The following is a 25234-nucleotide window of genomic DNA, read 5'->3' on the forward strand; positions in this document are numbered from 1 at the left end:
AAAATTAGTGGATTTTACCAGTTTCTATTCTTTCTTTATATATTTTTCTAAGTTTTCTTATGTCATTTTTAACTTCAAAAACACCATGCCAGTGAGCATAATCAGGTCCATTCATCAAAGCACCTTGTCTCATACGACGACCTTCATGGTGCCATAAATGATAATAGATTTCCTGGAATTCATCTGACCACTCATCTTCTAATAATAATTTTTTAGATTTCAAATCATCTAACATTTTCTTAGCTTCATCAAAATAAACATTATATAGCTCAACATGCTTATCAGCCATAGTAAAGAAATTATCTGTACTTGTAGTAGAGTGACAAGACTTACAAACAAGTTTCATCTCTGCTCTAGCTGCTTCAGGACCTTCTGGGTGTCCAGCAAGAGCGGTTCCTATATTAAGTTTTCCTGTTTTTCTAAACTCTTCAACGGCTTTATCATTTCCGGCTGTTCTAAGATTTGACCTTGGAGCCCAAAGGTTATATTTTAGTCTTTTTGAAATATTGTGAGTTGTAACAGTTTCGCCAACACCACTCATATGGCAAGCCGAACAAGTAGGGGCTCTAAAATCAGGTACCTCCCAAGTATCAGGCGCACTATCATAATTCCAAGTATGTCCTTCAGAGTTAAATATATGACCATGTTTTGAGTTATTAAATATCTCTATATCTGGATGATCAGGTCCTAAGTGACAAGATGCACAAGCAGCTGGTTTTCTAGCTTCAGCAACACTAAATTTATGCATCGTATGGCAAGATTTACATCCACCTACCCCACCATCAGGATAAACAGTACCTATACCATATGTAGGCCATGTTTCTGGTGTTGGTTTTTTATTTGCATCAAGTTTTATTATACTTCCGTGACACATAGCACAACCAGTAGTGTCTGGAGACATCTTTAAGTCAGGATGATCGGCACCTTCATAATGATACATTAATTTAACCATTCCAGGTTTTGCATACATTTGCATAGCACCTCTAGCATGTCCGCTCTCTTCAAACTGTTTTACCTCTTCGGCATGACATTTTGCACAGGTTTTTGGACTTACTAACATAGAGATATGATTGTCAGAACCTTTAGGATGAACTTTTGCAGATGCCATAGGGCTATCGGCGTTTACAGAGTGACAATCAACACAGGTAACACCAGCATGAGAGTGACGACTTTGTTTCCAGTCAGCTACAACTCCAGGTGTTTTTTCTGCGTGACACTCAACACATTTTTTTGACATTTCTGTCATTTTATGACTTATTTTTATGTTCTTTACAAGATTTAATTTTACAGAGGTTTCATTTGAATCAGAACTTGCAAAAGAGAACGATAAAATACAGGCTAATAATATAGCAACTTTTTTAAGCATAAACTACTCCTTTCTACTTTGTTTTTCTAATTTTATTTTTTCAAATTTATCTATTTGTAATCCTAGATTTTTATGTCCTACATTTTTATGGCATTCAACACATGTTTTATTATTCTTGTTTCCAAGAACAAAATAATCCCTATGTGGTAAAAATGCTTTTCCTGACTGAATAACATTTTTTAAATTCGAATGACAGGTCATACATCCGCTATCATAAACAAAATGCGAAGCATGTTCTCTTTTTTTACGCCAGTCTATTTTGTCTGTATTGGTAAAAAAAGTCTTATAGCCATCGTTGATAGAAACTTTAATTTTTGTCAAAACATAAGTATAGGCGCTTGTATGATCAAGGTGACAGGCTGAACATTCTGCTTTTATACCTAGTTTATTTCTTCCACCATGAGTGTCTTCATTATATGCGGCATTCATAGCATCCATAGTATGGCACATGGTACAGGTATATCCACTTCCGGTAGCATGCAATACATCAGCTATACCCATAGAAGAAATTAGACCTATAAAAATACCTATTATAATGGAAGATAAAACAAAAACTTTTTTTTTGTTTTTTGTCAATTTATACCTCCTTGGAAAAATATTTATTAATACTAAATTAATAAAAAGAAAAGGATTATACAATAAGTTTTGTTAGAAAGAGTTGATTTAAATCAAATTCTATAAATTTTTATATAAATAATTTAGCAATCATAAATGTCAATCAAAGCTTCATCATCCTTAAAAATCAAATCATTATTATCAAATTTAATTAAATTAGAAGTTTTAAATTTATTTAAAATTCTAGAAAAGGTTTCGGGGGTTATATTTAATATAGAAGATATCTTTGTATATTTTAATTCATTAAATAAATCTTCATGCTCAACTATAAACTTAGCAACTCTAGCTTCTGAGTTTAAAACTAATTCTTGATGTAAAATATCGCTGGTTATTTTTAATTTTTCAGATAAAGATTTAATGATTTCAATTGAAATTTTAGGATTTATTAAAAATTCATCACGAAATTTAGAATAGTCAATCTTTAAAACCTCGCTAGAAACTGTAAAAACAGCATTTGCTGGGTATTTTATATTTTCAAAATTTGCAAGTTCTGCAACAAAATTCATTGGAGACAATTGATGTAAAAAAATTTCTTTGCCTTTTGGGCTATTTTTATAAAGCTTAACAGAGCCAGAAAGCAAGTAGATTAACCATCTAGGATCATCTCCCTCCATAAACAAGAACTCACCTTTTTTGTATTTTTTAATAATGGTTATGTCTTTTAATCTAGATAACTCATCATCTTTTAAATTACTAAAAATAGGTATTTTTCTTAACATTATTTTAATTCCATTTTAAAAATTATTATTTTTTTAAAAGATCTCTTATTTCTGTAAGCAAAACTATATCGGGTGGTGTTTGAGCTGGTTTTTCTGGAGCTGGTTTTTCTTTTTTCTTAAAAGAATTCATAGCCTTTATAACACAAAAAATGCATAAAGCAATTATTAAAAAATCAACTGTAGTTTGTATGAAATTTCCATAATTTATAGTTACAGCTGGAGCATCTCCGATAGATTCTTTTATAATAAATTTTAAATCATAAAAATTAACCCCACCTGTCAAAAAACCAACTACTGGCATTATGATATCAGATACTAATGATGAAACTATCTTTCCAAAAGCAGTGCCAATAACAACACCAATAGCCATATCAACAACATTACCTTTAACAGCAAAATCTTTAAATTCTTTTAAAAAACTCAAAATTATCCTTTTTTATCTTATTTTAAAATATTTAGTATTCTACAATCACAAAACTTTACAAAATATTAAGCGTTATAATTTAATATTGTTATGTTATAATGGTTTATTACAAAATAATTTTAAGGGATAATATGTATTGTTTTGCAAAATCTTCAATAGAAGATATGCATGTAGAAGATTTACGATTAGCAATATTTAATTATATATGTTCAGCAAAAGACAAAAAAGAATTTGTGCTAAAGTTAAAAAACATAAACGAACAACAAAACTCTAAAAATAAACAAAAAGATATAATAGAATTTTTAGCTAAATTTGACATAGTCGTAAAACAAATTTTTGCACAAAATCACAATTTAAAATTTCATAGACAACTGGCATCAAAACTACTAATAGACAAAAAAGCTTTTGTTTGTTTTTGCTCAGAAGAAGAGATAAAACATAAAAAAGAACAAGCAAAGCAAAGCAATAGCTCATATAGCTATGATGGCACTTGTGAAAAAATGAGCAATGATGAAGTTTTGGGTTGCGAAAAGCCGTTTGTTGTAAGAACAAAAAGACCAAAACAAACAATATCTTTTACAGACAATATAAAAGGTAAAATTAGTTTTAGTCCGGATGAAATTGATGATTTTATAATAGTAAAAAAAGATAAAACTCCTAGTTTTGATTTTGCTTGTGCTATAGATGATATGTTTCAAGACACAAGCTTTATAATAGACCAAGAAAACAACGAAATAAACACATCAAGACAAAATCTAATAAGACAATACTTAGGATATGAAAAACCTATAAGTTATGCTCATTTGCCAAAAATAGCAAACAAAGATGATATTGCAAGTATAAAATCTATGTTAGATGATGGTTTTATGCCAGAAGCCATAGCGAATTATCTGATTTTACTAGGAAACAAAACTCCAAAAGAAATTTTCACACTCCAAGAAGCAATTCATTGGTTTGATATAACAAAAATTTCCAACAAGCCTATAAATTTTGATATAAGAGAACTTAAAAAAATAAATCAAGAGCATATAAAATTAGCAAGTGATTTAAGACTAAATGAGCTTTTGGGGCTTGAAAAATCTTATAGCAATTTAATTCGTTTTTATGCAAATAAAATCTCACTTTTGACAAAAATAAAAGAAAAAATAGAAAAAATTTATTCAAAAAAGATAGCTCCAAAGGAGTTTGATAAGGAGTTTAAAATCATAAAAGAAGCTATAAAAAACCTAACTATAGAGTTTGAAACATTTGATGAGTTTAAGGATAAACTCATGCAAATTACAAAACTAACAGGCGAAAGTTTTCTAATCCCACTTACAGTTTTACTCACATCAGAAACACAAAATTCTGAATTAAATGAGTTATACCCATTAATAAAAAAAGATTTAAAGAAGATTACACAATGATACTTTCAACATTTATATCAGCACTTGCAAATATACTACACTCAATTATTCAAATATACATTTGGGTTGTTATAATATCGGCCTTAATTAGCTGGGTTAGACCTGACCCTTATAATCCAATAGTTCAATTACTAGCAAGACTAACAGAACCTGTTTATGGATTTATAAGGAAATTTATCCCAACTGTTTTTGGGGGCATAGATATAACACCTATAGTTTTATTACTAGCTCTTCAATTTATTGATTTATTTTTCATAAGGTTACTTTTTGCTTTTGCTGCGTCTGTTTAGTCTTATTATTATAAGTGTTTTAGGGCTAGGCGCTAAGGTCTTAGACTATAAAGAATTAAAAGACAAACCAAAAAGTCTTATAAAAGATTATTATATAAATAGACTCATAAACGAAGGAAAATATACAAAATCTCAAATTCAAGAATTATCAAAAGATATTTTTAGAAATGGTGGAGCTGTAAAAAAATCAATAGATCAAATACTACCACCAAAATACACACCTGGGGTTTGTAGCAAAGTCAATGCAAAAAATATATTAGATGCAAATGCGACTTGTCAAAATATGCTAACAAGCATTAGTTTTAGTTTAAAACTAGACAATCAAACAAGGGAAAAACTAGCTATAAGTTTAAACAATAAATTTAAGAACAAATCTCAAATTTTATTAAATCTAAACTCCAAAAATCCGGCTTTAGCTTTTGCAAAACAAGGAGATATGGACTCGTTTGTATCTTTATTTAAAGCTAGTTCACAAAAACAAAAAGATGAGTTTTTTGGTATTGAATTTAATAAAAAAACAATGGATATGTTTTATAACACAAAAGGTTTTATTCAAATATTAATGGACTTAGTTCTTAAAAGAGATTTTAATAAATTTAGACAAAATTTATTAAAAATAACACCAGAGATAACAGAACAAAAAGAGGCATTTTTCTTAGGGTTAAATGCAATCACTTTAGATAATACAAAAAAAGCAAAAGCATTTTTTAAAAGAGCAGCTGATACATATAAACTAACAAGACAAAAGGATAATGCTAATTTTTGGTTATATCTTTTAGGAGACAAAAATATCTTAAATGAACTTGCAAAAAGCAATGATATAAACATATACTCTTTATACGCGAAAGAGCTGACTCACTCCAAGCCTTTTAATATATATGCGCCAAGACCAAAAATTAAAAAATCAACTAAATACGATATAACAAATCCATTTGTTTGGCAACAAATAGCAGATAATGCAAAAGATAAAAATCAAAAAGAACTTGAAAAAATAGCTATTCAGTTTTATTCAAAAGATACAATTGCTGCCTATGTATATTTTATGCAAAAAGCCAATAATTGGGAGAAAAACTATTTTATAATTCCAGAAAATGAGGGTCTTAATGGTCTAAATAGTCTAAGAAAATCTATGATTTTTTCATTAGCAAGACAAGAGAGTCTATTTTTACCATCTGTCATATCAACATCTTATGCACTTGGAACAATGCAATTTATGCCATTTTTAGCTAATGCAATAGGTAAAAAAGAGCTAAAAATACAAAACTTTGATCAAGATGATATGTTTAATCCAACCATTGCATATAGATTTGCAAACCATCATCTTGATTATCTTGAAAAATATCTAAAACATCCACTTTTTATAGCTTATGCATATAATGGTGGCATAGGATTTACAAAAAGATTATTACTAAGAGATGATATGTTTAAAAATGGAAAATTTGAACCATTTTTGTCAATGGAGCTTATACCATACTCAGAAACAAGACTTTATGGGAAAAAAGTATTAGCAAATTATGTGATTTATAGAGCTCTTACTGGTTCCAATATAAAGATTTCGCGACTTTTTGAAATTCTAACTCAACCTGCTCTAACTGACAATTTTCGCAAATAGAAAACTTAAACAATAGCCTCAATTTATCACTATCTTGACTTGAAGCTATTATCTCATAATAATCTGACCAAGGCATAGTAAAACCAAGAGTTTTTAAACTTTCATCATCACTATTTAATTTATTTATTGCTTTTATGTTTTTACTATTTATGGTTATATTGTCTTTGTCTATTTCTATATTTTTTGGGTTTATTGATATGATAAATTTTTCATCTGCCTGCTTTTTATTGTTATTTTTAAGCATAGGGTTTATATAAGTGCCGACAATAAGCGCTCTACCATCTTTTGTTATAATATCTTTTTTGCTTGTATAGGCCAGAATTTCATTTTTAATTTCTTCTTTGGTGTATTGTTTATTTGAACATCCAAAAAAAATAATAAGCATTGCTAAAAATAATATATTTTTTTTCATAGTTTTATACCTTTTAATTAAAGCAAGATTTTATCAAATTTAATTACATTTATCAATATTTTTAAGCCTATTTTGGATATAATCAACCCATTTTACGAATAAGGGCTTTAATTATGAAGAGGTTAGCGGTCGCATTTTCTGGACCATCAAATAGTGGCAAAACCACCTTAATACTAAAAGTTGCACAAAATTTTATAAATAAAGGATTAAAAGTCGTGGTTATAAAACACGACCCAGCAGACAAAGCAAGATTTGATGTTGAGGGCAAAGATAGTTATAGATTTAGCCAAACTGGCGCAGATGTTGTCGTTTTAAGCCCAACCAGAACTACTTATTTTTCACAAGATAAATCAAATCTCAATGATGTTATAAAAATGATTGGGGACTTTGATCTACTGTTAGTCGAAGGACTTAAAACACTACCCTTACCTAGAATAAGTATATTTAAAGATGATATAGATGAAGACTATCTTGATTTTTCAAATGCAATTGCGACATATAAAAAAGATATATCATATCCAAATATAACAAATATAGATTTAGACAACATAGATGAAATTTGTGATTGGATATTAAAAAATTCAAAGGCTGTATAAATGGAAGAAATTATCAAAAACATAGGAAAAAGTGTAAAACAAATAAGCGAAGAGATAAAATACGCAGATCTTGGCTACACACAACATGCTAATGCAACTGGCGACACACAACTAAAACTAGATGTTTTAAGCGACAAGATAATAACACAAAACCTATCAAGCATAAGCTCAGTAAAAGCTATCGTGAGCGAGGAAAAAGATGAAATTTTATGGGTAAACAAAGATGCAAAATACATAATTGCTTATGATCCATTAGATGGTTCTAGTTTGGTTGATGTAAATTTTGCAATAGGTTCAATATTTGCAATATATGAAGATGAATTAAAACCTGAAAATCTTATATCAGCGATATACTCTATTTATGGACCTAGAGTTGAGCTTGTAAAAAATACACAAAAAAATGAATTACCAAAACTTTATAGGCTAGATAAAGAAAATAATTTTAAATTTATAAAAGATCTGAAGCTAGAACACAAAGGCAAGCTAAACGCTACAGGAGCAACACAAAAAGGCTGGAGTGATAATCATTGTAAGTTTATAAGAGAGCTATTTTTACAAGGATATAGACTAAGATATTCTGGTGCTATGGTTAGTGATTTACATCAAATTTTATTAAAAGGTGGAGGTATTTTTAGCTACCCAGCAACAACAGATGCTCCGAACGGAAAATTAAGAGTATTATTTGAAGTTTTACCTTTTGCATTTATATATGAAAATGCTGGTGGAGCGACAAGCAACGGATACTCAAAAACTCTTTTTGAAACAAAGATAGAAAAAATACACCAAACAACACCTTGCTTTTTTGGTTCAAAAGACGAGATAGAACTTCTTTATAAATTTTATGGTGACAAGAATGAGTGAAGAGCAAATCACAAAAGATGAATTTGAACTAAAATTAGAACAAGATTCAATTGCATTACAACAATGCCAAGCAGATAAAAATTTAAAAACTTGTTTTGATTGCGAAGCCTTGTTTAAATGTGAAATAAGGAAGAGTTATGTTTATAGCGTATACAACTCTATGTCAAAAGGACAACAAGGTGGATTTGAATTTTAGTAAGTTATTTAAGGAAAAAATATGAAAAAAGCATACATAACCACACCTATTTATTATGTGAACGATGTTGCACACATCGGACACGCATATACAACAATCATAGCAGACACTTTAGCTCGTTTTAAAAGACTTCAAGGATATGATACATATTTTATGACAGGAACTGATGAACACGGCCAAAAAATAGAACAAGCGGCTCAACAAAGAGGGAAAACACCAAAAGAGTATGCAGATGAAATTAGCGGTAAATTTAAAAAATTGTGGGATGATTTTGAGATAAGTTATGACCATTTCATAAGAACAACAGATGAAGAGCATATATTAACTGCACAAAATGCCTTTTTAAAAATGTATGAAAAAGGCGACATCTACAAAGGCGAATACGAAGGATTTTACTGTGTTAGCTGTGAAACATTTTTCACACAAACACAACTTCTTGAAAATAACTGCTGTCCTGATTGTGGAAAGCCAACAAATATAGTAAAAGAAGAGAGCTATTTTTTCCGTTTATCAAAATATCAAGATGCGATTTTGGATTGGTATGAGAAAAATGAGCAAAGTGTATTACCAAAAGGTAAAAAAAATGAGGTTGTAAGCTTTGTGAAAGGTGGATTAAAAGATTTATCCATCACAAGAACAAGCTTTGATTGGGGGATTAAACTTCCAAAACAGATAAATGATGAAAAACATGTTATGTATGTATGGCTTGATGCATTAGTAAATTATCTAACAACGCTTGGATACTCAAGAGATAACAAAAGAATGGACTTTTGGGATAATGCGATACACCTAGTCGGTAAAGATATTTTAAGATTTCATGCTGTTTATTGGCCTGCTTTTTTACTAAGCCTAGACCTACCTCTTCCAAAATCTGTAGCAGCTCACGGATGGTGGACAAGAGATGGTCAAAAAATGAGTAAAAGTAAAGGCAATGTAGTAAATCCAAAAGAGGTAGCTGATGCTTATGGACTTGAAAATTTTAGATATTTTTTATTGCGTGAAGTTCCTTTTGGTCAAGATGGAGATTTTAGTCAAAAAGCTATAATAGATAGAATAAATTCTGAATTAAACAACGGTCTTGGAAATTTACTAAATAGAATAATCGGAATGAGTGGAAAATATACAAATTTTGAAATACAAAGCAAAGATTTGGTTAAATTTTATAATCAAGAATTACAAGAAGCAAACGAATACATACAAAATGCTATTGCAAATCTAGAAAATATAATGCCAAATAGATATCTAGAAGAAATTTGGAAAATAGTATCTTTAGCAAATGGAGTGATAGCAAAATATGAGCCGTGGCAGCTAATAAAAGACTCAAAGCAAGATGAAGCAAATGCACTTGTTGCACTTTGTGCAAATCTTCTTACGAAAGTCGCCATACTACTAAATCCTTGTATGCCAAAAACAACACAAAAAATTGCAGATGCACTTGGATTTATAATTGATACGAAATCATATCAAGATATTATCTTAGAAAATAAAATCATTGATTATACAACAAAAAAGACAGAGCCATTATTTACACGAATAGAAGAAGAACTAATGAAAAAAGATACACAAACACAAGAACAACAGACACAAAAAGAAAAAGAAGATGATAGTATAAGCATAGATGATTTTTCAAAACTTGTTATCAAGGTCGGCGAAGTTCTTGAATGCGAGAGAGTCGAAGGAAGCGAGAAATTGCTTAAATTTCAAATAGACCTTGGCGAAGAAAAACCACGCCAAATTTTATCAGGAATAGCAAAATATTATGAGCCAAGCGAATTAATAGGCAAACAAGTATGTGTTTTAGCAAACTTAAAAGAGAGAAAGATAATGAAACAAATATCTCAAGGTATGATTTTAAGTGCTGAAGATGGAAAATTAACACTACTTACAACACATGCAAAAGTAAAAAATGGTGCAATAATAGGATAAATGAGACTAGAAAATCTATGTAGATTGTTAAACGGAACCTTACTCAACACTCCAGCGATATCCGAGATAAATGAGTTTGGTTTTGACGCAAAAGCCATAAAACGAGGATATGCATTTTTTTCAAACGATTCAAATGAAAATGACATATCCCAAGCCATAAGTAATGGCGCCTATGCGATCATAGCAACCAAGATAAACTCTATACAAGATAAAGAAGTAGCATATATAAAAGTTGAAGATATACAACTATCGATCATTAGGCTTGTTAGGTTTATGGCTTCCGAAAAATCACTTGTTTTTTATCACATAAACAAGATACAAATGTCAATTATTTCAAACATACATATAAAAAATGCAAAATTACTACCAAATAGGATTCATGATATTTTTAAAATTATTCAAAATGCTAATTTTAATGACATTTTTTTTAGTGATGATATAGAAATTTTAAATCAATTATCACCAAATTATCAGTCAACAGCACTTACAAAAAATATAGAAATAATAAACTCAAATTCTATGTTTTTTGTAAATTTTGTTTTTGATGAAATTTATTATCAAAATATAAATATACCACAAATATTTTTAAAAGATTTATGCTCACTTATAGAAACACTAAGTGGTAACAATATACATTTTAAGCTAAATGAAATAAAAAGTTTAGATCACTTCGAGCCTATATTTATAGATAAAAATTTCTATCCAGTAAGTTTTGGAACAAGTTTTAGAGCTATAATTGTAGAAAATGACATAGAACTTTTTAAACTAGAAGCAAATTATCTTGCTAATAAATTTGATCAATCAGATATAATAATAACAGCTAGTAAAAATACAAAGCTGGATATAGAAAATGTAGCGTATTTTAAAAACTTAAATGATATAAAAAGCTTTAAAAATTTCAGATATGTACTTATATTATGCAATAAAGAAGAGCTTATGGAAAGATTAAACGAAAAAGAAGAAGCAACTCTTTTTTAAACTATTTTTGTTTATTTCCATAAACTTTGATATTAAAAGTCATGTCTATATTTTTCCCATCACCAGTCATCTTGATAGGAAACTCGGCTTTTATTATGCTACTATATTTACCAAGGCTATCTAAAAAATCATAAAACTTCTTTGGAGTTTTTACCAAACTAGTAACTTTAAGCTCATACAAAAAATACTCACTATCATCTGTCTTATCTATTTGATTTAAAGATACATTTTTGAAAAACTTTGATGTAAATTTTATAAAATCATCTTTATCAAATTTGCTATCATAAGATTTTAGCAAAAATTGATTATCTTGTTTTATGCTATTTAAATTATTTGAATACATATCAAATACTTGTTTTACCTTAACATAAGATGCCATCTGAGAGTTGTTTTCTTTACTTAGTTTTCTATACTCTTTTATATTTGGAACTAAAAATCCAAAAACCATAATAAGGGCAATCAAAGCAAATATAAATATAAAAAGCAAAAGTTTAACTATGTCTATATTTTCTAAACTTGTATCTTTTTTACTCATTATATCCCTCTGAATTATCCATCTTATTTGTGCTAACAAATCCATACCATCCATTTTTTATCTGATAAAAACTTGTATTAGATGTGTTAAAAATTGATTTTAACGGCGTTGAAAGCAACTGATTAAAAACATTTTTTGTTGGTGTGATACCTCTTATGATGAGAGATGTCTTATCCATCATAACCTCTTCAAGAGTAATGCTATCAGGAACCAAATCAAAAAGATTGTGTAGGCTTTGTTTTAATAGAGAATTTGAAGTTTGTATATCTTTGCCGACCTCAATTTTTGAATTTAAATTATCAATCATTGAATTCATGCTTTCTATGTTCATATTAAGATCAATTTGTTGTTGTTTTAAGCTATTAGTATCGCTTTTTATGGAGTAGTTTTTATACAAAATAAACAAATTAGATAAGAACAAAAATACAAATAGAAATGATATCAAAATCATCCAAACTTTTGTAAAAATGCTAAAAATGGGTCTTGGTTCTGGTTTTATAAAACTAAAACTCATAAACTTATCTCCTTTTGCATTAACTCATTCATGCTTTTTAATGTATCCACCTGATGAACATATGTTTCTACAAAAAGCTCAGTTTGTATATATTGTAAGAAAGTAGCACTCGTTCTTGAGCTATCAAAAACAACTATATCTTGTATAAAATCACCATCATATAAAGGATTTAGGTAAAATTCTTTTATAGCTGACATTATATAACGATACATGCCCATATCACGCCCAAAAATAGAAACAGAAGCATCTACATCTTTTGATTCTGGCATATTTATATCATAACCCAAATCTTCAAATTCCTTAGGCTTTTCATCCTGGATTATATCATCAAGACTAGTTAAGCCATCTAAAGATGACATCTCCTCTTCATCTTTTACTATGAGATTGTCTATATCTGTAATATCCTCTTTATTAAATTCTGATTCATCAGAAACTGTATAATCATTTTTATCTAACTTAAAAAAAGTTGCAAATTTCATCTTTTTTTTGCTAAAAATAGCAAGTGCTGCTGAATCATTCATAGAATACAAATACAAAGATGTATTTTCAGAAATTCCTATCTTTGAAATTTCATGAAACATAAGAGCAATAGGCGAATAAAGAAGGTCTATACTGCCCTCACCAAATAAATTCTTAGCTTTATTGACAGCAACGATATCAGCATACACGCTAAAATTATCAATGCTAATAGTGAGCAAATCATCAGTTTTTATATTGTATTTTTCAAACTCTTCTTTATTAAGAGTTGGTAAAGCACCCTGAAAGTTGTCGTTATAAAAAAGTGATATATAAACAGCATAGTATGCATCTTCTTGTCGTTTTACATAAGCTATAATTTTATCGTCTATATTTTCAGTATCAATATCAGTAAATGTCGCTTCTAGGGTCTTTACAACCTTACCATTTTTAAATACACGACCATAAAACATGCATATAGAACCTTCTAAAACTACACTTAAAAATAAATTTGAAAAGATACGGCGTATAGAAAAGCTCATACTGCTCCTAAAATCACTTTATATTAATCAAAGCATATTACCGAAAAACGCATTAAAAAAGATTAAAAAATTACTGCTATAATTATAAAAACAAAAATAAAATTAGGTAATAATATGAATGATTTTAAAAAATTAAATAAATTAGTAAATGAAAATAGAGCAAAATTAAACTCGCTTTATAAGGATCTAGACAATGATATTATAAAACAAGCAATTGAAATTTTAAATTTACAAGGCACAAAAAGTGAGAGAATAGCCATATTAAGAAGAATAGTTGATCTAAAAATAGACCCCCTTAAAAATGAATTTACAAAGCTTGGAAAAAGTGAAGAAGAGCAAAAAATAGCGATAGAAAAAATGTATGATTTTACACGAAAGATTCATGAAAAAATGCATTTTGAACTTTTGATAAAAATAAAAAAAGAAAAGATATTAAATGAGTTTTTTACTGAGGTTATAACTCTTATGCATAGAGTTGGAATAAAAATCAACAAATGGCAAGAGTTGTGGCAATCACACATAATAGATGGCATAAACAAAGATTTTGATAAAAAATTTAAAAATTTAAAACAAGCAAGTGAATTTTGCGAGAAAAACAAGCTTTTTCAAACTGATGACAATCAAAAAGCAGATAGAACATATGGAGCCATCATAAAAACCGGCGAAAAATATCAATTTTTTCCATACGCAACTGTATTTAAAGATGAAGTATTAGATGTTGCAAACGAAATTGAGTTTGGTCTAATAAATTTAGAAAAACTTTGTAAAAATGAAAACGAAAAATCATATATAAATTATTTTAAAAGCATAAAAAATGCATTTTTAGAAAACGATAACGACAAGGTTATAAAAGCTTGGCAAGAAGCAGAAATTTGCTGGATGAATGTAAGAGATAAAATTCAACCAGCACATCCACTTGAATATTATGAAGATGCTTATACTCACGCTGTAGCATTAGAATGGGATATAAGGCTTGTCGATGAAGATGGCATAGACGAAGAAAGTTTTAAATCAAATATACAAAAAAGTTTTGAGCATATAAGCAAAGAGATAAATTTGCAAGATGAAAACATAAAAAATCAAGTTATATCAAATATACAAAGAACACAACTTTATGTTTCTGTGCCACTTGTTTATTATGGTGCCGAGCTAAATGGTCTATTTAGCGCTCAAGTTGTGCCAAATGATGAAAAAGTAAGTAAAATGTGTGGCAAAAAGATATTTGCTTTTGTAAATTATATATACGAAAGTGCAAAAGCGAAACCGTTCATGAAACTTAGTTCTGAGATATTTGAAAAAGATTTTTTAAATTTTGGAAGAGAAATACTTTATACAAAACCTGAAATTTGGAAAAAAGTATATGAAATTTCAACAATAGGACACGAATTTGGACATATTTTATTTATAGACAATGATACAGAACTGCTTATGAATAAAAACGGGGTATTTAAATTTATAGAAGAGTATAAGGCTACTACCGGCGGACTTGTAAATTTCTTTTTAAATAAAGATGAAAAGTATAAAATGGCTGTATTTCACGAGCTAATTGCACGTGCGATAGGGCTTATAGCTTGGATGGAAGTAGATGAAGTAAGAGCTTATTACTGCGAAGGGCTTATACACCTTAGCTTACTTTTTCAAAGCGGGGTTTTATCATTTAAGAACAAAAAACTTAGTATTGATTTTAGTGAATTGTCATATAAAAATTTTAAAGAAATTTGTCTAAACAACTATAAAAATCTAGCAAAACATTATGCCGACAAAAAAGAAGCGAGTGAATTTTTAAATATATTTTGCGAAGAGCATAAAAATACATTTTTACCAAAAGATGTAAACACCAAAGAATTTGTTTTGTATTTTTATGAAAGATACAAAGATATAGGAAATGATGTGGATGAAAGTGGAGAATGGGAAAAGTGGCAAAATATAATAAAATAATTTTTTTGTTATAATGCTCAAAAACTTAATATACTAGGTGAAACTTTGTTAAAACTAATAAACAATATTAAAAAAGATAATACTTCAACATTAATACAAATTATAACAATTTTTTGTGCCTATGCTATTAGTCTATTTCTTCATTATGATATTATTTCTCATGTATTAAGTGTTGTATTGAACTTATACATGTCTATAATAATTTACAAAAACATATCAATAGCAAACAATAAAATAAAAAAGTACTGGTTATTTACTTTCGGATATATTTTTGCATGGGGCATATGCGACACTTTATGGTTATTTTTATACTCCAACCAAAATAGTTTTATTATAAACTCAATATATCTAATCCCGACTTTAATTATACTTTGTACAACAATATGTATTTATAAAACCTACCTTAAAGATACAAATTCAAGACAAATTGCTACAGATATACTATTTACCAGTTTTATATCAATTAGTCTTTTTATATTTATTATTTTTGATAATGAATTTGAAGACATAGAAACATACAAAGATCATATCCTAAACGGACTATTTTTAATAATAGATATTTTTAATATAACAACAATAGCAATACTATACACTTGTATTGAAAATTTAAAAAAAGACTACTCATTATATCTATTAACGGTATCAATACTTATTTTTTCTGGAAACGATATTTTAGATATATTTGGTGCTATAAAAAATGAAAATATATCATATATAGTATCTGAAATATTTTTTTCTATTTCTTTTTTAGCAGCAACACTATCTAGCTTTTTAATACAAAAAGAAAATGATAAAAATTTTATAGCATCATTCGAGCCAACAAGCTCAAAATTAATAAAAAAGTTATCTTTTCTCATGTTAGTCCCAATATTGTCTAGTTTCTATATACAACACTTAAATATGACGTATATAATTTTTTCTATGTTGATTGTGGTTTTTTATAGTGTATTAACTTATCAACTTTCAAGCATAAAATACAACAAAGAGATGATTGAAAAAGAAAAAAAAGCGATCATAAGGCTAAATATAACCAAACAAAATAGACTAAACGAACTAAACAACACTAATATAAAGCTAAAAGAATTAGTAATGTATGATGCATTAACTAGAGTGTTTAATAGGCCATACTTTATAGCTCAATTGTCAGAATTAATTTCTACAAAATCATATCATACTGTGATTAGTTTATATATAATAAATATTAAAAATATTAAAAATATTAATAACACCTATAGTTATCAAATAGGAGATCAAATTATAGTACAAACCACAAATCGAATTAAAGAATTCATTTCCAAAAAATTATATTATATCATGGGAAGATTTGGAAGAGACGATATATTAATAGCGATAAAAGAAAAAAATACAGATATTGATTATAATGATTTTGCTAACGGCCTATTAAGCCATATACAAAAACCTCTAATTATAGAAAACAATAAAATAAAAATATCGGCAAAAATAGGAATAAGCTCAACTGAGACAAGCCAAATAAAAGTCCAAGACTTGATATCTCAAGCAAATATGGCTCTTAATGTAGCAAAAAAATATACACCAATACCATTTTATATATATACTGAAGATTTAAATATTATAAAATGGGAAGATTATCACATAAAAAATCTTTTAGAAAATGCTGATTTTGATAAAGAATTTAGACTTATATTTCAACCACAATTTAATATAAAAAATAAAAAGATAATTGGATTTGAAGCACTTCTTAGATGGAATTCTTCAAGCAAAGGCAATATACCACCTAGCAAATTTATCCCTATAGCAGAGCAAGATGCAACTATTATAAAAATAGGAAAATGGGTTGTAGTTAATTCAGTAAAATACATAAAATATATAAACGAAAAATACAAAACAAATTTATCAATAGGCATTAATATCTCTTCAAAACAAATGGACGGAATTAACTTTGCTAATAATATAATAAATTTAATCAAAAAAAATAATATAGATCCAAAATGGATAAACATAGAAATATCAGAACTAGACTTTAGTGACAACTATGATATAGCTAAAGAGATATTACATATATTCAAACAAAACAATATAAATATATCTATGGATAATTTTGGCACTGGCTTTTCATCAATTAGCGCAATCAAACAATTTAACATAAACAAATTAAAAATAACAAAAAAACTTATCGATGAAGTAAGAACAGATGTAATAAGCAAAGACATAGTGAAAGCGATTGTATCATTAGCAAAAGTTATGAACATAAAGACCATAGCAGAAGGTGTTTCAAGCGAAGAACAACTAGAAGTATTAAAAAATATAGGTTGTGATGAAATACAAGGATTTATATGGAGCGAACCATTAGAAAGTAAAGATTTTGAATGCTTTTTAAAAAATCAAATATCAGTTTAAAAAATCATTATAACTTAAACTTTCAAAAACCAATATATTCTTGTCGGCTTTTTTAGCTATATATCTTACTATATCTGTATTTTCTATATTTTTTGGAATAATTATATGAATACTATCAGATATAAATACAATAAATATATTTTTACACTCATAAATCTCACTAATATTATCAATTAAAAATGTATTTTCATCTTTTTTTGTATCACTATAAAATGCAATATAATTATCTGACACATCAATATACATATTTTTAATATTGTTGTTTATTTTAAAACTCTTAAGTATTTTTTTTTGTTTATTTTTTAAAAAAAATGGATAGAAAAATAGCCAAAAAAATGATAGAATAAACCCCACAATTATTAAAATATTTTTTTCCAACATAAACCCTAAGATAAAAAAGGCTATCATGATTTCACTAAAAACACCAATCGTGTTAAAAATTTTTGTATTTCTAGCTTTTTTTGAAGATGTAACCATAAAAGTATAAAAGTCTAGCAAATCATTATCTTTTAATAAAATATTTTTTGTCATATTTTGCCTCACCAATTTAAGATATCTGAAAAAGATTATATCTGAAAAATGTTTTATGGTATAATCTAAATCCAACAATAATTAGGAGAAAAATTGAATTTTAGATTCAAAGAGCTTGGTAAATTATACATAACAATGTTTATTTTACTATCAATTTTTATATCTTTTGTCTGTTATTTATTTAATTTTACATTCTTGTCTTACATGATAGAATTAATAGCTATGGCAGTAATTTCAAAAAAAATATATGCTTCGATATCTAAATTAGGAGAGCAAAGAGAACTTTGGATACTTTTAAGTCTATCTTCTATTCTTTGGATAGTTTGTGATTTAAATTGGTATATATATAAATTTATATTATTAAAAGATTATAATGAGTATAGTTTTTTACACATTGCGTATTTGATACCTACTTTTTTTATTTTAATTGGAACAGGCTCTTATTTTTATAAAAAGTTTAAACATGAAGCAGAAGATAAAATGCTAATATTAAACGATGCGCTTGGAATATTTTTAATGTTATCTGTATTTTTAATAAGCTTTTTTAAAGATTATAATTTTATACTCATAACAAAAAATATAACTCAATTTTCAGCATTTTTTTCTATTATTTTTAGCTTTATGATTTTATTTTTTGTATTAAATGCGCTTTTTGCTAGCAATAAGATATCAATAAATCTAAGTATTTTTTATGTAATCATATCATGCGTCATACTCTCTCTGATAAATATAACATATTTTAAAGATATGGTTGATTCAAATCATTTAGATAATAGATTCTTAAATATATTTTATATAATTCCATTTATGATAATAATGTTTGGGGCTTATGAGTTTCAAGGTGCAAATAGAGTTATTAAACAAAAAAATATCAATTTTTCAATAATAGCAAAGTGGATGCCTATAATAAGTATTATACCTGTAATATTTCAAAAAAATATAGAAGCTGAAATGTCAATCTTTATCCTTTTAATAATTTTTGGACATATTCTACTTAGCTATTATGTAAAAAATACAATATATAGCAACAAACTTTTAAAGAAAGAACAAAATTTAACAAATGAACTAGAAAAAAAAGTTGCAATGCACACAAATGAATTAATTATAGCAAACCTAAAGCTAAAAGAACTAATAGAAAAAGACTACTTAACAGGATTACACACCAATGATTTTATAATACACAAAATTAGCGAATTGTTAGAAAAACAAACAAAAAATGAATGTATAGCTGTATATTATATAAATATAAAACGATTCAAACTAACTAACTCTTGTTATGGATACATTGTTGGTGATAAAATTTTGAAAATTGTTGGCAAAAGATTATTGATTTTGTGTGATGAAAACAAACTAGTTGGTCGATTAAATGCTGATGAGTTTGTAATAGTGGCTAAATTCGAAGATAAAAACAAAAAAAACTTATTAAATTTTGCAAATCAAATAATAGGATCTATAAAAGAAAATATTCAAATAGAATCTTACAATTTTGCATTAGACTGCATAGTTGGAATAGGTATATCTGATTATAATAGCAAAAAAGATGCAAAATCAATAATAATAAATGCTGATAGAGCTATGAATTTTGCAAAAGAAGCGCCTTCTTTAAATCCTCTTATATATACAGAAGAAATAAGCAGGTTATTGCGACATGACTCTAAAATTGATATTTTATTAAACAACTCTCAAATTAACAAAGAATTTGAAATTTATCTCCAACCAGTATTGGATGCAAAAACAAATAAAATTGTTTCAGCTGAAGCACTACTGAGATGGAACAATCCAGAACTTGGATTTTTAGAAGCAAATAGCTTTATAGAAATAGCAAAAAAAACTGATATTGCTAATAAATTTTTTGAATTTGTTATACAAAAAATATCATCAACCATAAAAGATTTTAAATTATTAAATATAAAACCGCCAATAATAAGTATAAACATATTTTCTAATAAAATATATTTGTTAGAATTCATAGAAAAAATCCAAGAAAATTTAAAAAATTACGAAGTAAATCCAAAATATATCATGCTTGAATTAGATGAATCTATATGGATGAATTCAAAAGATATACTAGAAAATATATTTATAAGATTGCAACGTATTGGTGTAAATGTCTGTATAGATAATTTTGGAGCTGGATGTTCATCGCTATTGTACACTAGGACATATAAGATTAGTCATATAAAGATAGCAAATAAATTGATATCAAATATACATATAAGCAAAGATGAGCAAGAAATAATCCAATCAATTATAGAATTTGGAAAAATAATAGGCGCAAAAACAATTGCAAAAGGTTTAGAAAACAAGGAAACACTAGAATTAGTAAAAAAATTAAATTGCGATGAAGTGCAAGGATATATTGTTGCAAAACCTATGAGCATTGATAATTTTATAAATTTTTTAAGAAAAAATAATGAATCTTGATTATAAGAACATAAAATTTGTTGGCTTGGTTGCAAAAAAAACCTCAAACTTTACTCAAAATTTCAATAAATTAAAAAATATATTAAGTAAATATGGTGTTGAAATTTTACCAGAGGAAAGTATAGCCAATAAGCTAAATCAAACCGGGTATACATTAGAGGCTATCGCAAAAAAAAGTGATTTTATAATATCTCTTGGTGGAGATGGAACTATTATTTCTACGTGCAGAAAATGTTGTGATTTTTCACCATATGTTCTTGGTATACATGCTGGAAATTTAGGCTTTTTAACGGATATTACTATGGAGCAAACTGAGGATTTTTTTAGCGAGTTTTTTAATGGCAAATTTCAGATAGAAGAGCCTTTTATGCTTGATGTCATCCTAAAAAATAATCAAGAAGAAGAGATACATAAAATAGCATTTAATGATGCTGTTATAATGAGAGCAAAACCTGTATCAAATGCTTTGGTTGATGCTTATTTAAATGGAGAATATTTTAATTCTTATTTTGGAGATGGAGTTATAGCAACAACTCCTGTTGGCTCAACAGCATACAATATGAGTTCCGGTGGTTCAATAATATATCCACTTAGTGATGTATTTGCAATAACGCCTATTTGTTCTCACTCTCTAACTCAAAGACCGGTTATATTACCAAAAGATTTTTATGTAGAATTTAAAGCTTATAAAGATGAAGTCTTGGTTATAGATGGGCAAGATACATTCAAAATGAAAGATTATGATAGTATTAAAGTTAAATTGAGTCAAAAACGAGCAAGACTAATAAGACATATACAAAGGGATTATTTTCAAGTTTTAAAAGAAAAACTCAGATGGGGACAACAATGATAGAAAGAATTTATATAAAAAATCATTTAAGCTTTAGTGAAGTAGAAGTTAAGTTTAAAAAAGGACTTAGTGTTTTTACAGGAGTTAGCGGATCTGGAAAATCAGTGTTTATGTCTGCTATAATGAGTGCTTTTGGTCTTAGTGATAGCGAGGCAAAAGTAATAGAAGCTGATGTTAACTATCAGTTTGAAATGCAAGAATTTGGTATAGAAAATGAAGAGATAAATAGCTTCAAAATGACAAAAAACAACTCAACAAGATATTTTATAAACTCTCAAGCGATATCTAAAAAAAATCTTGCAAACATAGCAAATGAACATATAAAATTTCTATCAGCAAAACAAATAAATGAATTTGAAAATGAAAGATTTTTAAATATCATAGATACATTAGCAAACGACAAAGAACACAATGAAAATTTAAAACAATTAAGACAAATTAATTTAACTTATAAAAAAATAAAAAATGAGCTAGAAAAAATACAAAATGATGAAAAACAGATAGAAGAGCTTAAAGAATTTGCAAGATTTGAAATAGAAAAAATAAAAAACATAAATCCCAAAGATGGCGAATTTGAAGAGCTAATGCAAATAAAAAAAATGTTAAGCAAAAAAGATAAAATAGAACAAGCTTGGAATAAAGCTGAAAATATTTTTGAGTTTGAACATAGTGTTATAGAAGCCTTAAACATAAGCGATATAGATAGCTCTTTTTTTGAAGAAGCAATGAATGCATTAAGAATAGCAAGAGACGAGCTAAATATAGATGAACTTGATGATATAAACGTGGAAGAAATATTAGATAGAATTGAAGACTTAAACTCTATAATCAAAAGATATGGAAGCGAAAAAGAAGCAATAGTAACATTAAGAAAGAAAGAAGAAGAATTACAAAGATACGAAAATATAAGCTTTGAAAAAAAGAATTTACAAGCACAATATAGCCAAATAAGTGAACAACAAGATGAAATTTGTGAAAAAATAACAAATAAAAGAATATCTCTACTTTCAAATCTTCAAAACATCATAAACGAATATCTAAATAATTTATACATGCAAAACATAACACTAAAAATAGAACCTACAAATATAAGCGAATTCGGAAAAGATCTTATTATACTAACCCTAAACCAAACAAGCTTATCAAAGCTAAGCTCAGGTGAAATAAATAGACTACGACTTGCATTAATAGCAAGCGAAAGCAAGATAACAAACAGCGGAAATGGTGTAATTATACTTGATGAAATAGATGCAAATTTAAGTGGAAAAGAGGCGATGAGCATAGCAAATGTATTGGTTCAAATATCACAATTTTATCAAATTTTTGCCATATCACACCAGCCACAACTTAGTTCAAAAGCAAATTCTCATTTTTTAATAGAAAAAAAAGATAACTTATCAACCATAAAAGAACTAACAAATCAAGAAAGAATAAACGAACTTGCGAGAATGATAAGTGGCGAACATATCAGCAATGAAGCTATACAATTTGCCAAAGAACTCTTGAAATAATAAAATATAATTAATTTTTAATTTAAGATTTATCAAAAATTTTTTTGATAAAATGTTCATGATATAATTTATATTGCATAAATAAAAAACAAGGCATAAAACTCATGGAAAGAATTTTATTAGTTGATGACAATAAAACTTTATCAAAATTATTAGCTAGAAAAATTGCAAAAGAAATTGAAAATTTAGAGATAGATGTGGCATATAGTTTTGCTGAAGCACAGTTGTTTATGAATGAAAAAGATAAATATCTATTGTCTATATTAGATCTAAACTTACCAGATGCTCCAAATGGAGAGATAGTAGACTACGCTTTATCAAGAGGGTTAAATGTAATAGTTCTAACTGGAAGTGTTGATACAAAAACAAAAGAGGAATTTCTTCAAAAGAACATAATTGATTATGTTTATAAAAGCAATGTAAACGATGTGAATTATATATTTTCAACAATAAATCGCCTTATAAAAAATAGAAAATATAAAGTTATAATAGCGGAAGACTCTATGACGCTTAGAAACTCTATAAAAAACATATTAAAAAGTTTACAATTTGAAGTCTTTGCCGCAGCTCACGGTGAAGAAGCTATTAATTATTTTGAACAAAATCCAGATGTAAAACTTATTTTATCAGATTATAACATGCCTGTTAAAAACGGACTCGAGTTGCTGGATGAAATCAGACAAAATAAAGACAAAAATGAAGTTGGTTTTATAGCAATGACAACTCCTGATGCAAATGTTGGAACTTCAATGTTTTTAAAGCATGGAGCAAACGATTTTATAGCCAAACCTTTTGAAAAAGAAGAGATAATTTGCAGAGTAAATAATACAATAGAAGCCATAGAAAACATACAACAAATAGCAGATTTTGCAAATAAAGATTTTTTAACTGGTGCCTATAATAGAAGATACTTTTTTGACAATATGCTAAACTATACAATCCACGCATATGAGCAAAACGAACAATTTGCAATAGCATTATTTGATATAGATTTTTTCAAAAATGTTAATGACACATATGGACACGATTCTGGAGACATAGTACTTAAATGTTTTTCTAATATTCTTATTGGAAAGACAAAAGGTAATGACATAGTAGCTAGATTTGGCGGGGAAGAATTTTGTGTTGTCTTAAAAAATACAAGCAATGAAAATGCTGTTAAATTTTTTGTAACATTAAGAAACGAAATAGCAAATGAGCAGATAACTTTTAAAGATAAAACAATAAAAATAACATCATCAATAGGATTGGTATTCGGAAACGAAAACTACACTTTAGAAGAATTAATGGAGCTAGCAGATGAAGCCTTATATAGGGCAAAAGACAATGGCAGAAACAGAGTGGAGATAGCTAATTTATGATAATAGACACACATTGCCATCTTGATGATATAAAATATGATAGTGATTTAAGTCAAGTAATTAGCAATGCTAGAAAAAATGAGATAAAAGGGTTTTTGATACCTGGCGCAGATGGCGATGACTTGGAAAAAATCGTAAGTGTTAGCGAAAAATACGATGATGTTTTTTTTGCGATAGGTGTTCATCCTTATCACAAAGACACTTTTGATAAAAAAAGACTTATGAAGTTTGCAAAACACAAAAAATGTATCGCCGTTGGCGAATGCGGGTTGGATTATTACAGATTACCTAACGATGAAAATGCCAAAATAAAAGAAAAAGAGGAACAAAAAGAAATTTTTATAGAACAAATAAATATAGCAATTGAATTAAAAAAACCTCTAATACTACATATAAGAGATGCAAATGAAGATAGTTTTAATATACTTAAAAAATATTCTTCAAAACTTACAAGTGGAGCTATTTTACATTGTTATAATGCCTCTCCGTTATTATTGGAGTTAGCAAAAATAGGAAATTTTTATTTTGGGATAGGCGGGGTTTTGACTTTTAAGAATGCAAAAAATTTAGTTTCAATTTTACCAAAAATACCAACAGACAGGTTATTGATAGAGACTGATTCGCCATATCTTACACCCCATCCTTACAGAGGCGAAAGAAATGAACCTTTATATACAACTTTAGTTGCAAAAAAAATGTCTGAAATTTTACAAATAGAAGAAAGTGAGATAAAAAAAATAGTATTAGATAACACAAAAAGATTATTTAAAGTTTTTAATAACTAAGGAGAAA

At 27.6% G+C, this 25234-nt stretch carries 25 protein-coding genes; 15 read left to right on the forward strand and 10 right to left on the reverse strand.

Annotation, left to right across the window (positions count from 1 at the left end; translation table 11 throughout):
- Positions 1 to 4: 4 nt before the first annotated feature.
- The 4 genes from CPIN18021_RS06450 to mscL all read right to left on the reverse strand — a co-directional run bounded on the left by CPIN18021_RS06450 (position 5) and on the right by mscL (position 3124).
- Positions 5 to 1366 carry a multiheme c-type cytochrome gene (locus CPIN18021_RS06450; RefSeq protein WP_078423628.1) on the reverse strand — a complete coding sequence of 454 codons (1362 nt, stop codon included), beginning with the start codon at positions 1364 to 1366 and terminating at the stop codon, positions 5 to 7.
- A 3-nt stretch (positions 1367 to 1369) separates the two neighbouring features.
- Positions 1370 to 1942: a cytochrome c3 family protein gene (locus CPIN18021_RS06455; RefSeq protein WP_069632361.1), complete on the reverse strand. Its 573-nt coding sequence runs from the start codon at positions 1940 to 1942 to the stop codon at positions 1370 to 1372.
- 122 nt (positions 1943 to 2064) lie between these two features.
- A complete protein-coding gene (locus CPIN18021_RS06460; protein ID WP_089503414.1) occupies positions 2065 to 2700 on the reverse strand; it encodes a Crp/Fnr family transcriptional regulator in 636 nt (211 codons plus the stop codon).
- Positions 2701 to 2725: 25 nt separating this feature from the next.
- Positions 2726 to 3124 (reverse strand): large-conductance mechanosensitive channel protein MscL, encoded by a 399-nt coding sequence (gene mscL, locus CPIN18021_RS06465; RefSeq protein ID WP_078423630.1) that lies wholly within the window; start codon positions 3122 to 3124, stop codon positions 2726 to 2728.
- A gap of 131 nt (positions 3125 to 3255) precedes the next feature.
- On the opposite strand from mscL, the gene CPIN18021_RS06470 reads away from it, so the two are divergent.
- Genes CPIN18021_RS06470 through CPIN18021_RS06480 form a run of 3 tightly spaced genes read left to right on the forward strand, consistent with a single transcriptional unit; the run spans position 3256 to position 6432 of the window.
- Positions 3256 to 4530, forward strand: a complete 1275-nt coding sequence (locus CPIN18021_RS06470; protein WP_078424675.1) for a glutamate--tRNA ligase — start codon at positions 3256 to 3258, stop codon at positions 4528 to 4530.
- The gene (locus CPIN18021_RS06475; protein WP_078423632.1) at positions 4527 to 4820 is read left to right on the forward strand and encodes a YggT family protein; all 294 of its coding nucleotides are present in this window, start codon (positions 4527 to 4529) and stop codon (positions 4818 to 4820) included. Before CPIN18021_RS06470 ends, CPIN18021_RS06475 begins: the two co-directional genes overlap by 4 nt.
- Complete coding sequence (locus CPIN18021_RS06480; protein ID WP_078424676.1) at positions 4798 to 6432, forward strand: lytic transglycosylase domain-containing protein; 1635 nt, start codon at positions 4798 to 4800, stop codon at positions 6430 to 6432. Before CPIN18021_RS06475 ends, CPIN18021_RS06480 begins: the two co-directional genes overlap by 23 nt.
- Here CPIN18021_RS06480 and CPIN18021_RS06485 read toward each other — a convergent pair.
- The gene (locus CPIN18021_RS06485; protein ID WP_078424677.1) at positions 6353 to 6844 is read right to left on the reverse strand and encodes a hypothetical protein; all 492 of its coding nucleotides are present in this window, start codon (positions 6842 to 6844) and stop codon (positions 6353 to 6355) included. The genes CPIN18021_RS06480 and CPIN18021_RS06485 overlap by 80 nt on opposite strands.
- 113 nt (positions 6845 to 6957) lie before the next feature.
- On the opposite strand from CPIN18021_RS06485, the gene mobB reads away from it, so the two are divergent.
- Genes mobB through CPIN18021_RS06510 form a run of 5 tightly spaced genes read left to right on the forward strand, consistent with a single transcriptional unit; the run spans position 6958 to position 11401 of the window.
- Positions 6958 to 7440, forward strand: a complete 483-nt coding sequence (gene mobB / locus CPIN18021_RS06490) for a molybdopterin-guanine dinucleotide biosynthesis protein B (RefSeq protein WP_069636826.1) — start codon at positions 6958 to 6960, stop codon at positions 7438 to 7440.
- Positions 7441 to 8301: a class 1 fructose-bisphosphatase gene (locus CPIN18021_RS06495; protein ID WP_078423635.1), complete on the forward strand. Its 861-nt coding sequence runs from the start codon at positions 7441 to 7443 to the stop codon at positions 8299 to 8301.
- A complete protein-coding gene (locus CPIN18021_RS06500) occupies positions 8294 to 8497 on the forward strand; it encodes a hypothetical protein (protein WP_078423636.1) in 204 nt (67 codons plus the stop codon). Before CPIN18021_RS06495 ends, CPIN18021_RS06500 begins: the two co-directional genes overlap by 8 nt.
- Before the next feature lie 21 nt (positions 8498 to 8518).
- The gene (metG, locus tag CPIN18021_RS06505; RefSeq protein ID WP_078423637.1) at positions 8519 to 10423 is read left to right on the forward strand and encodes a methionine--tRNA ligase; all 1905 of its coding nucleotides are present in this window, start codon (positions 8519 to 8521) and stop codon (positions 10421 to 10423) included.
- A complete protein-coding gene (locus CPIN18021_RS06510) occupies positions 10424 to 11401 on the forward strand; it encodes a hypothetical protein (RefSeq protein ID WP_078423638.1) in 978 nt (325 codons plus the stop codon).
- Between the two features lies 1 nt (position 11402).
- Here CPIN18021_RS06510 and CPIN18021_RS06515 read toward each other — a convergent pair whose 3' ends face one another.
- Genes CPIN18021_RS06515 through CPIN18021_RS06525 form a run of 3 tightly spaced genes read right to left on the reverse strand, consistent with a single transcriptional unit; the run spans position 11403 to position 13448 of the window.
- Positions 11403 to 11936: a hypothetical protein gene (locus CPIN18021_RS06515; RefSeq protein ID WP_078423639.1), complete on the reverse strand. Its 534-nt coding sequence runs from the start codon at positions 11934 to 11936 to the stop codon at positions 11403 to 11405.
- Positions 11929 to 12450 (reverse strand): hypothetical protein, encoded by a 522-nt coding sequence (locus tag CPIN18021_RS06520; protein ID WP_078423640.1) that lies wholly within the window; start codon positions 12448 to 12450, stop codon positions 11929 to 11931. The genes CPIN18021_RS06515 and CPIN18021_RS06520 overlap by 8 nt, the downstream gene beginning before the upstream one ends.
- Entirely contained in the window at positions 12447 to 13448 is a 1002-nt protein-coding gene (locus tag CPIN18021_RS06525; protein WP_078423641.1) for a DUF8341 domain-containing protein, read from the reverse strand. Before CPIN18021_RS06525 ends, CPIN18021_RS06520 begins: the two co-directional genes overlap by 4 nt.
- Before the next feature lie 114 nt (positions 13449 to 13562).
- On the opposite strand from CPIN18021_RS06525, the gene ciaB reads away from it, so the two are divergent.
- Positions 13563 to 15386: an invasion protein CiaB gene (gene ciaB, locus CPIN18021_RS06530; RefSeq protein WP_078424678.1), complete on the forward strand. Its 1824-nt coding sequence runs from the start codon at positions 13563 to 13565 to the stop codon at positions 15384 to 15386.
- A 617-nt stretch (positions 15387 to 16003) separates the two neighbouring features.
- Here ciaB and CPIN18021_RS08950 read toward each other — a convergent pair.
- Complete coding sequence (locus tag CPIN18021_RS08950; protein ID WP_162272896.1) at positions 16004 to 16243, reverse strand: hypothetical protein; 240 nt, start codon at positions 16241 to 16243, stop codon at positions 16004 to 16006.
- 43 nt (positions 16244 to 16286) lie between these two features.
- Here CPIN18021_RS08950 and CPIN18021_RS08955 point away from each other — a divergent pair, with 43 nt between their 5' ends.
- On the forward strand, positions 16287 to 17765 hold the full coding sequence (locus CPIN18021_RS08955; RefSeq protein ID WP_162272897.1) for an EAL domain-containing protein: 1479 nt from the start codon (positions 16287 to 16289) through the stop codon (positions 17763 to 17765).
- On the opposite strand, the gene CPIN18021_RS06540 is transcribed toward CPIN18021_RS08955, so the two are convergent.
- Positions 17757 to 18296 (reverse strand): hypothetical protein, encoded by a 540-nt coding sequence (locus CPIN18021_RS06540; protein WP_078423644.1) that lies wholly within the window; start codon positions 18294 to 18296, stop codon positions 17757 to 17759. The two genes, CPIN18021_RS08955 and CPIN18021_RS06540, sit on opposite strands and share 9 nt — an antisense overlap.
- Before the next feature lie 93 nt (positions 18297 to 18389).
- Between CPIN18021_RS06540 and CPIN18021_RS06545 the strand changes: the two genes are divergently transcribed.
- From CPIN18021_RS06545 to CPIN18021_RS06565, 5 genes are all read left to right on the forward strand, one after another.
- Positions 18390 to 20720 carry a GGDEF domain-containing phosphodiesterase gene (locus CPIN18021_RS06545; protein ID WP_078424680.1) on the forward strand — a complete coding sequence of 777 codons (2331 nt, stop codon included), beginning with the start codon at positions 18390 to 18392 and terminating at the stop codon, positions 20718 to 20720.
- A complete protein-coding gene (locus CPIN18021_RS06550) occupies positions 20710 to 21570 on the forward strand; it encodes an NAD(+) kinase (RefSeq protein ID WP_078424681.1) in 861 nt (286 codons plus the stop codon). The genes CPIN18021_RS06545 and CPIN18021_RS06550 overlap by 11 nt, the downstream gene beginning before the upstream one ends.
- Positions 21567 to 23081: an AAA family ATPase gene (locus CPIN18021_RS06555; protein ID WP_078424682.1), complete on the forward strand. Its 1515-nt coding sequence runs from the start codon at positions 21567 to 21569 to the stop codon at positions 23079 to 23081. Before CPIN18021_RS06550 ends, CPIN18021_RS06555 begins: the two co-directional genes overlap by 4 nt.
- Before the next feature lie 104 nt (positions 23082 to 23185).
- Positions 23186 to 24442 (forward strand): GGDEF domain-containing response regulator, encoded by a 1257-nt coding sequence (locus CPIN18021_RS06560; protein WP_078397712.1) that lies wholly within the window; start codon positions 23186 to 23188, stop codon positions 24440 to 24442.
- On the forward strand, positions 24439 to 25227 hold the full coding sequence (locus tag CPIN18021_RS06565; protein WP_078424683.1) for a TatD family hydrolase: 789 nt from the start codon (positions 24439 to 24441) through the stop codon (positions 25225 to 25227). Before CPIN18021_RS06560 ends, CPIN18021_RS06565 begins: the two co-directional genes overlap by 4 nt.
- Positions 25228 to 25234: the final 7 nt, after the last annotated feature.

Origin of the sequence: Campylobacter pinnipediorum subsp. caledonicus (genome assembly GCF_002022005.1) — a bacterium.
GTDB lineage: Bacteria > Campylobacterota > Campylobacteria > Campylobacterales > Campylobacteraceae > Campylobacter_A > Campylobacter_A caledonicus.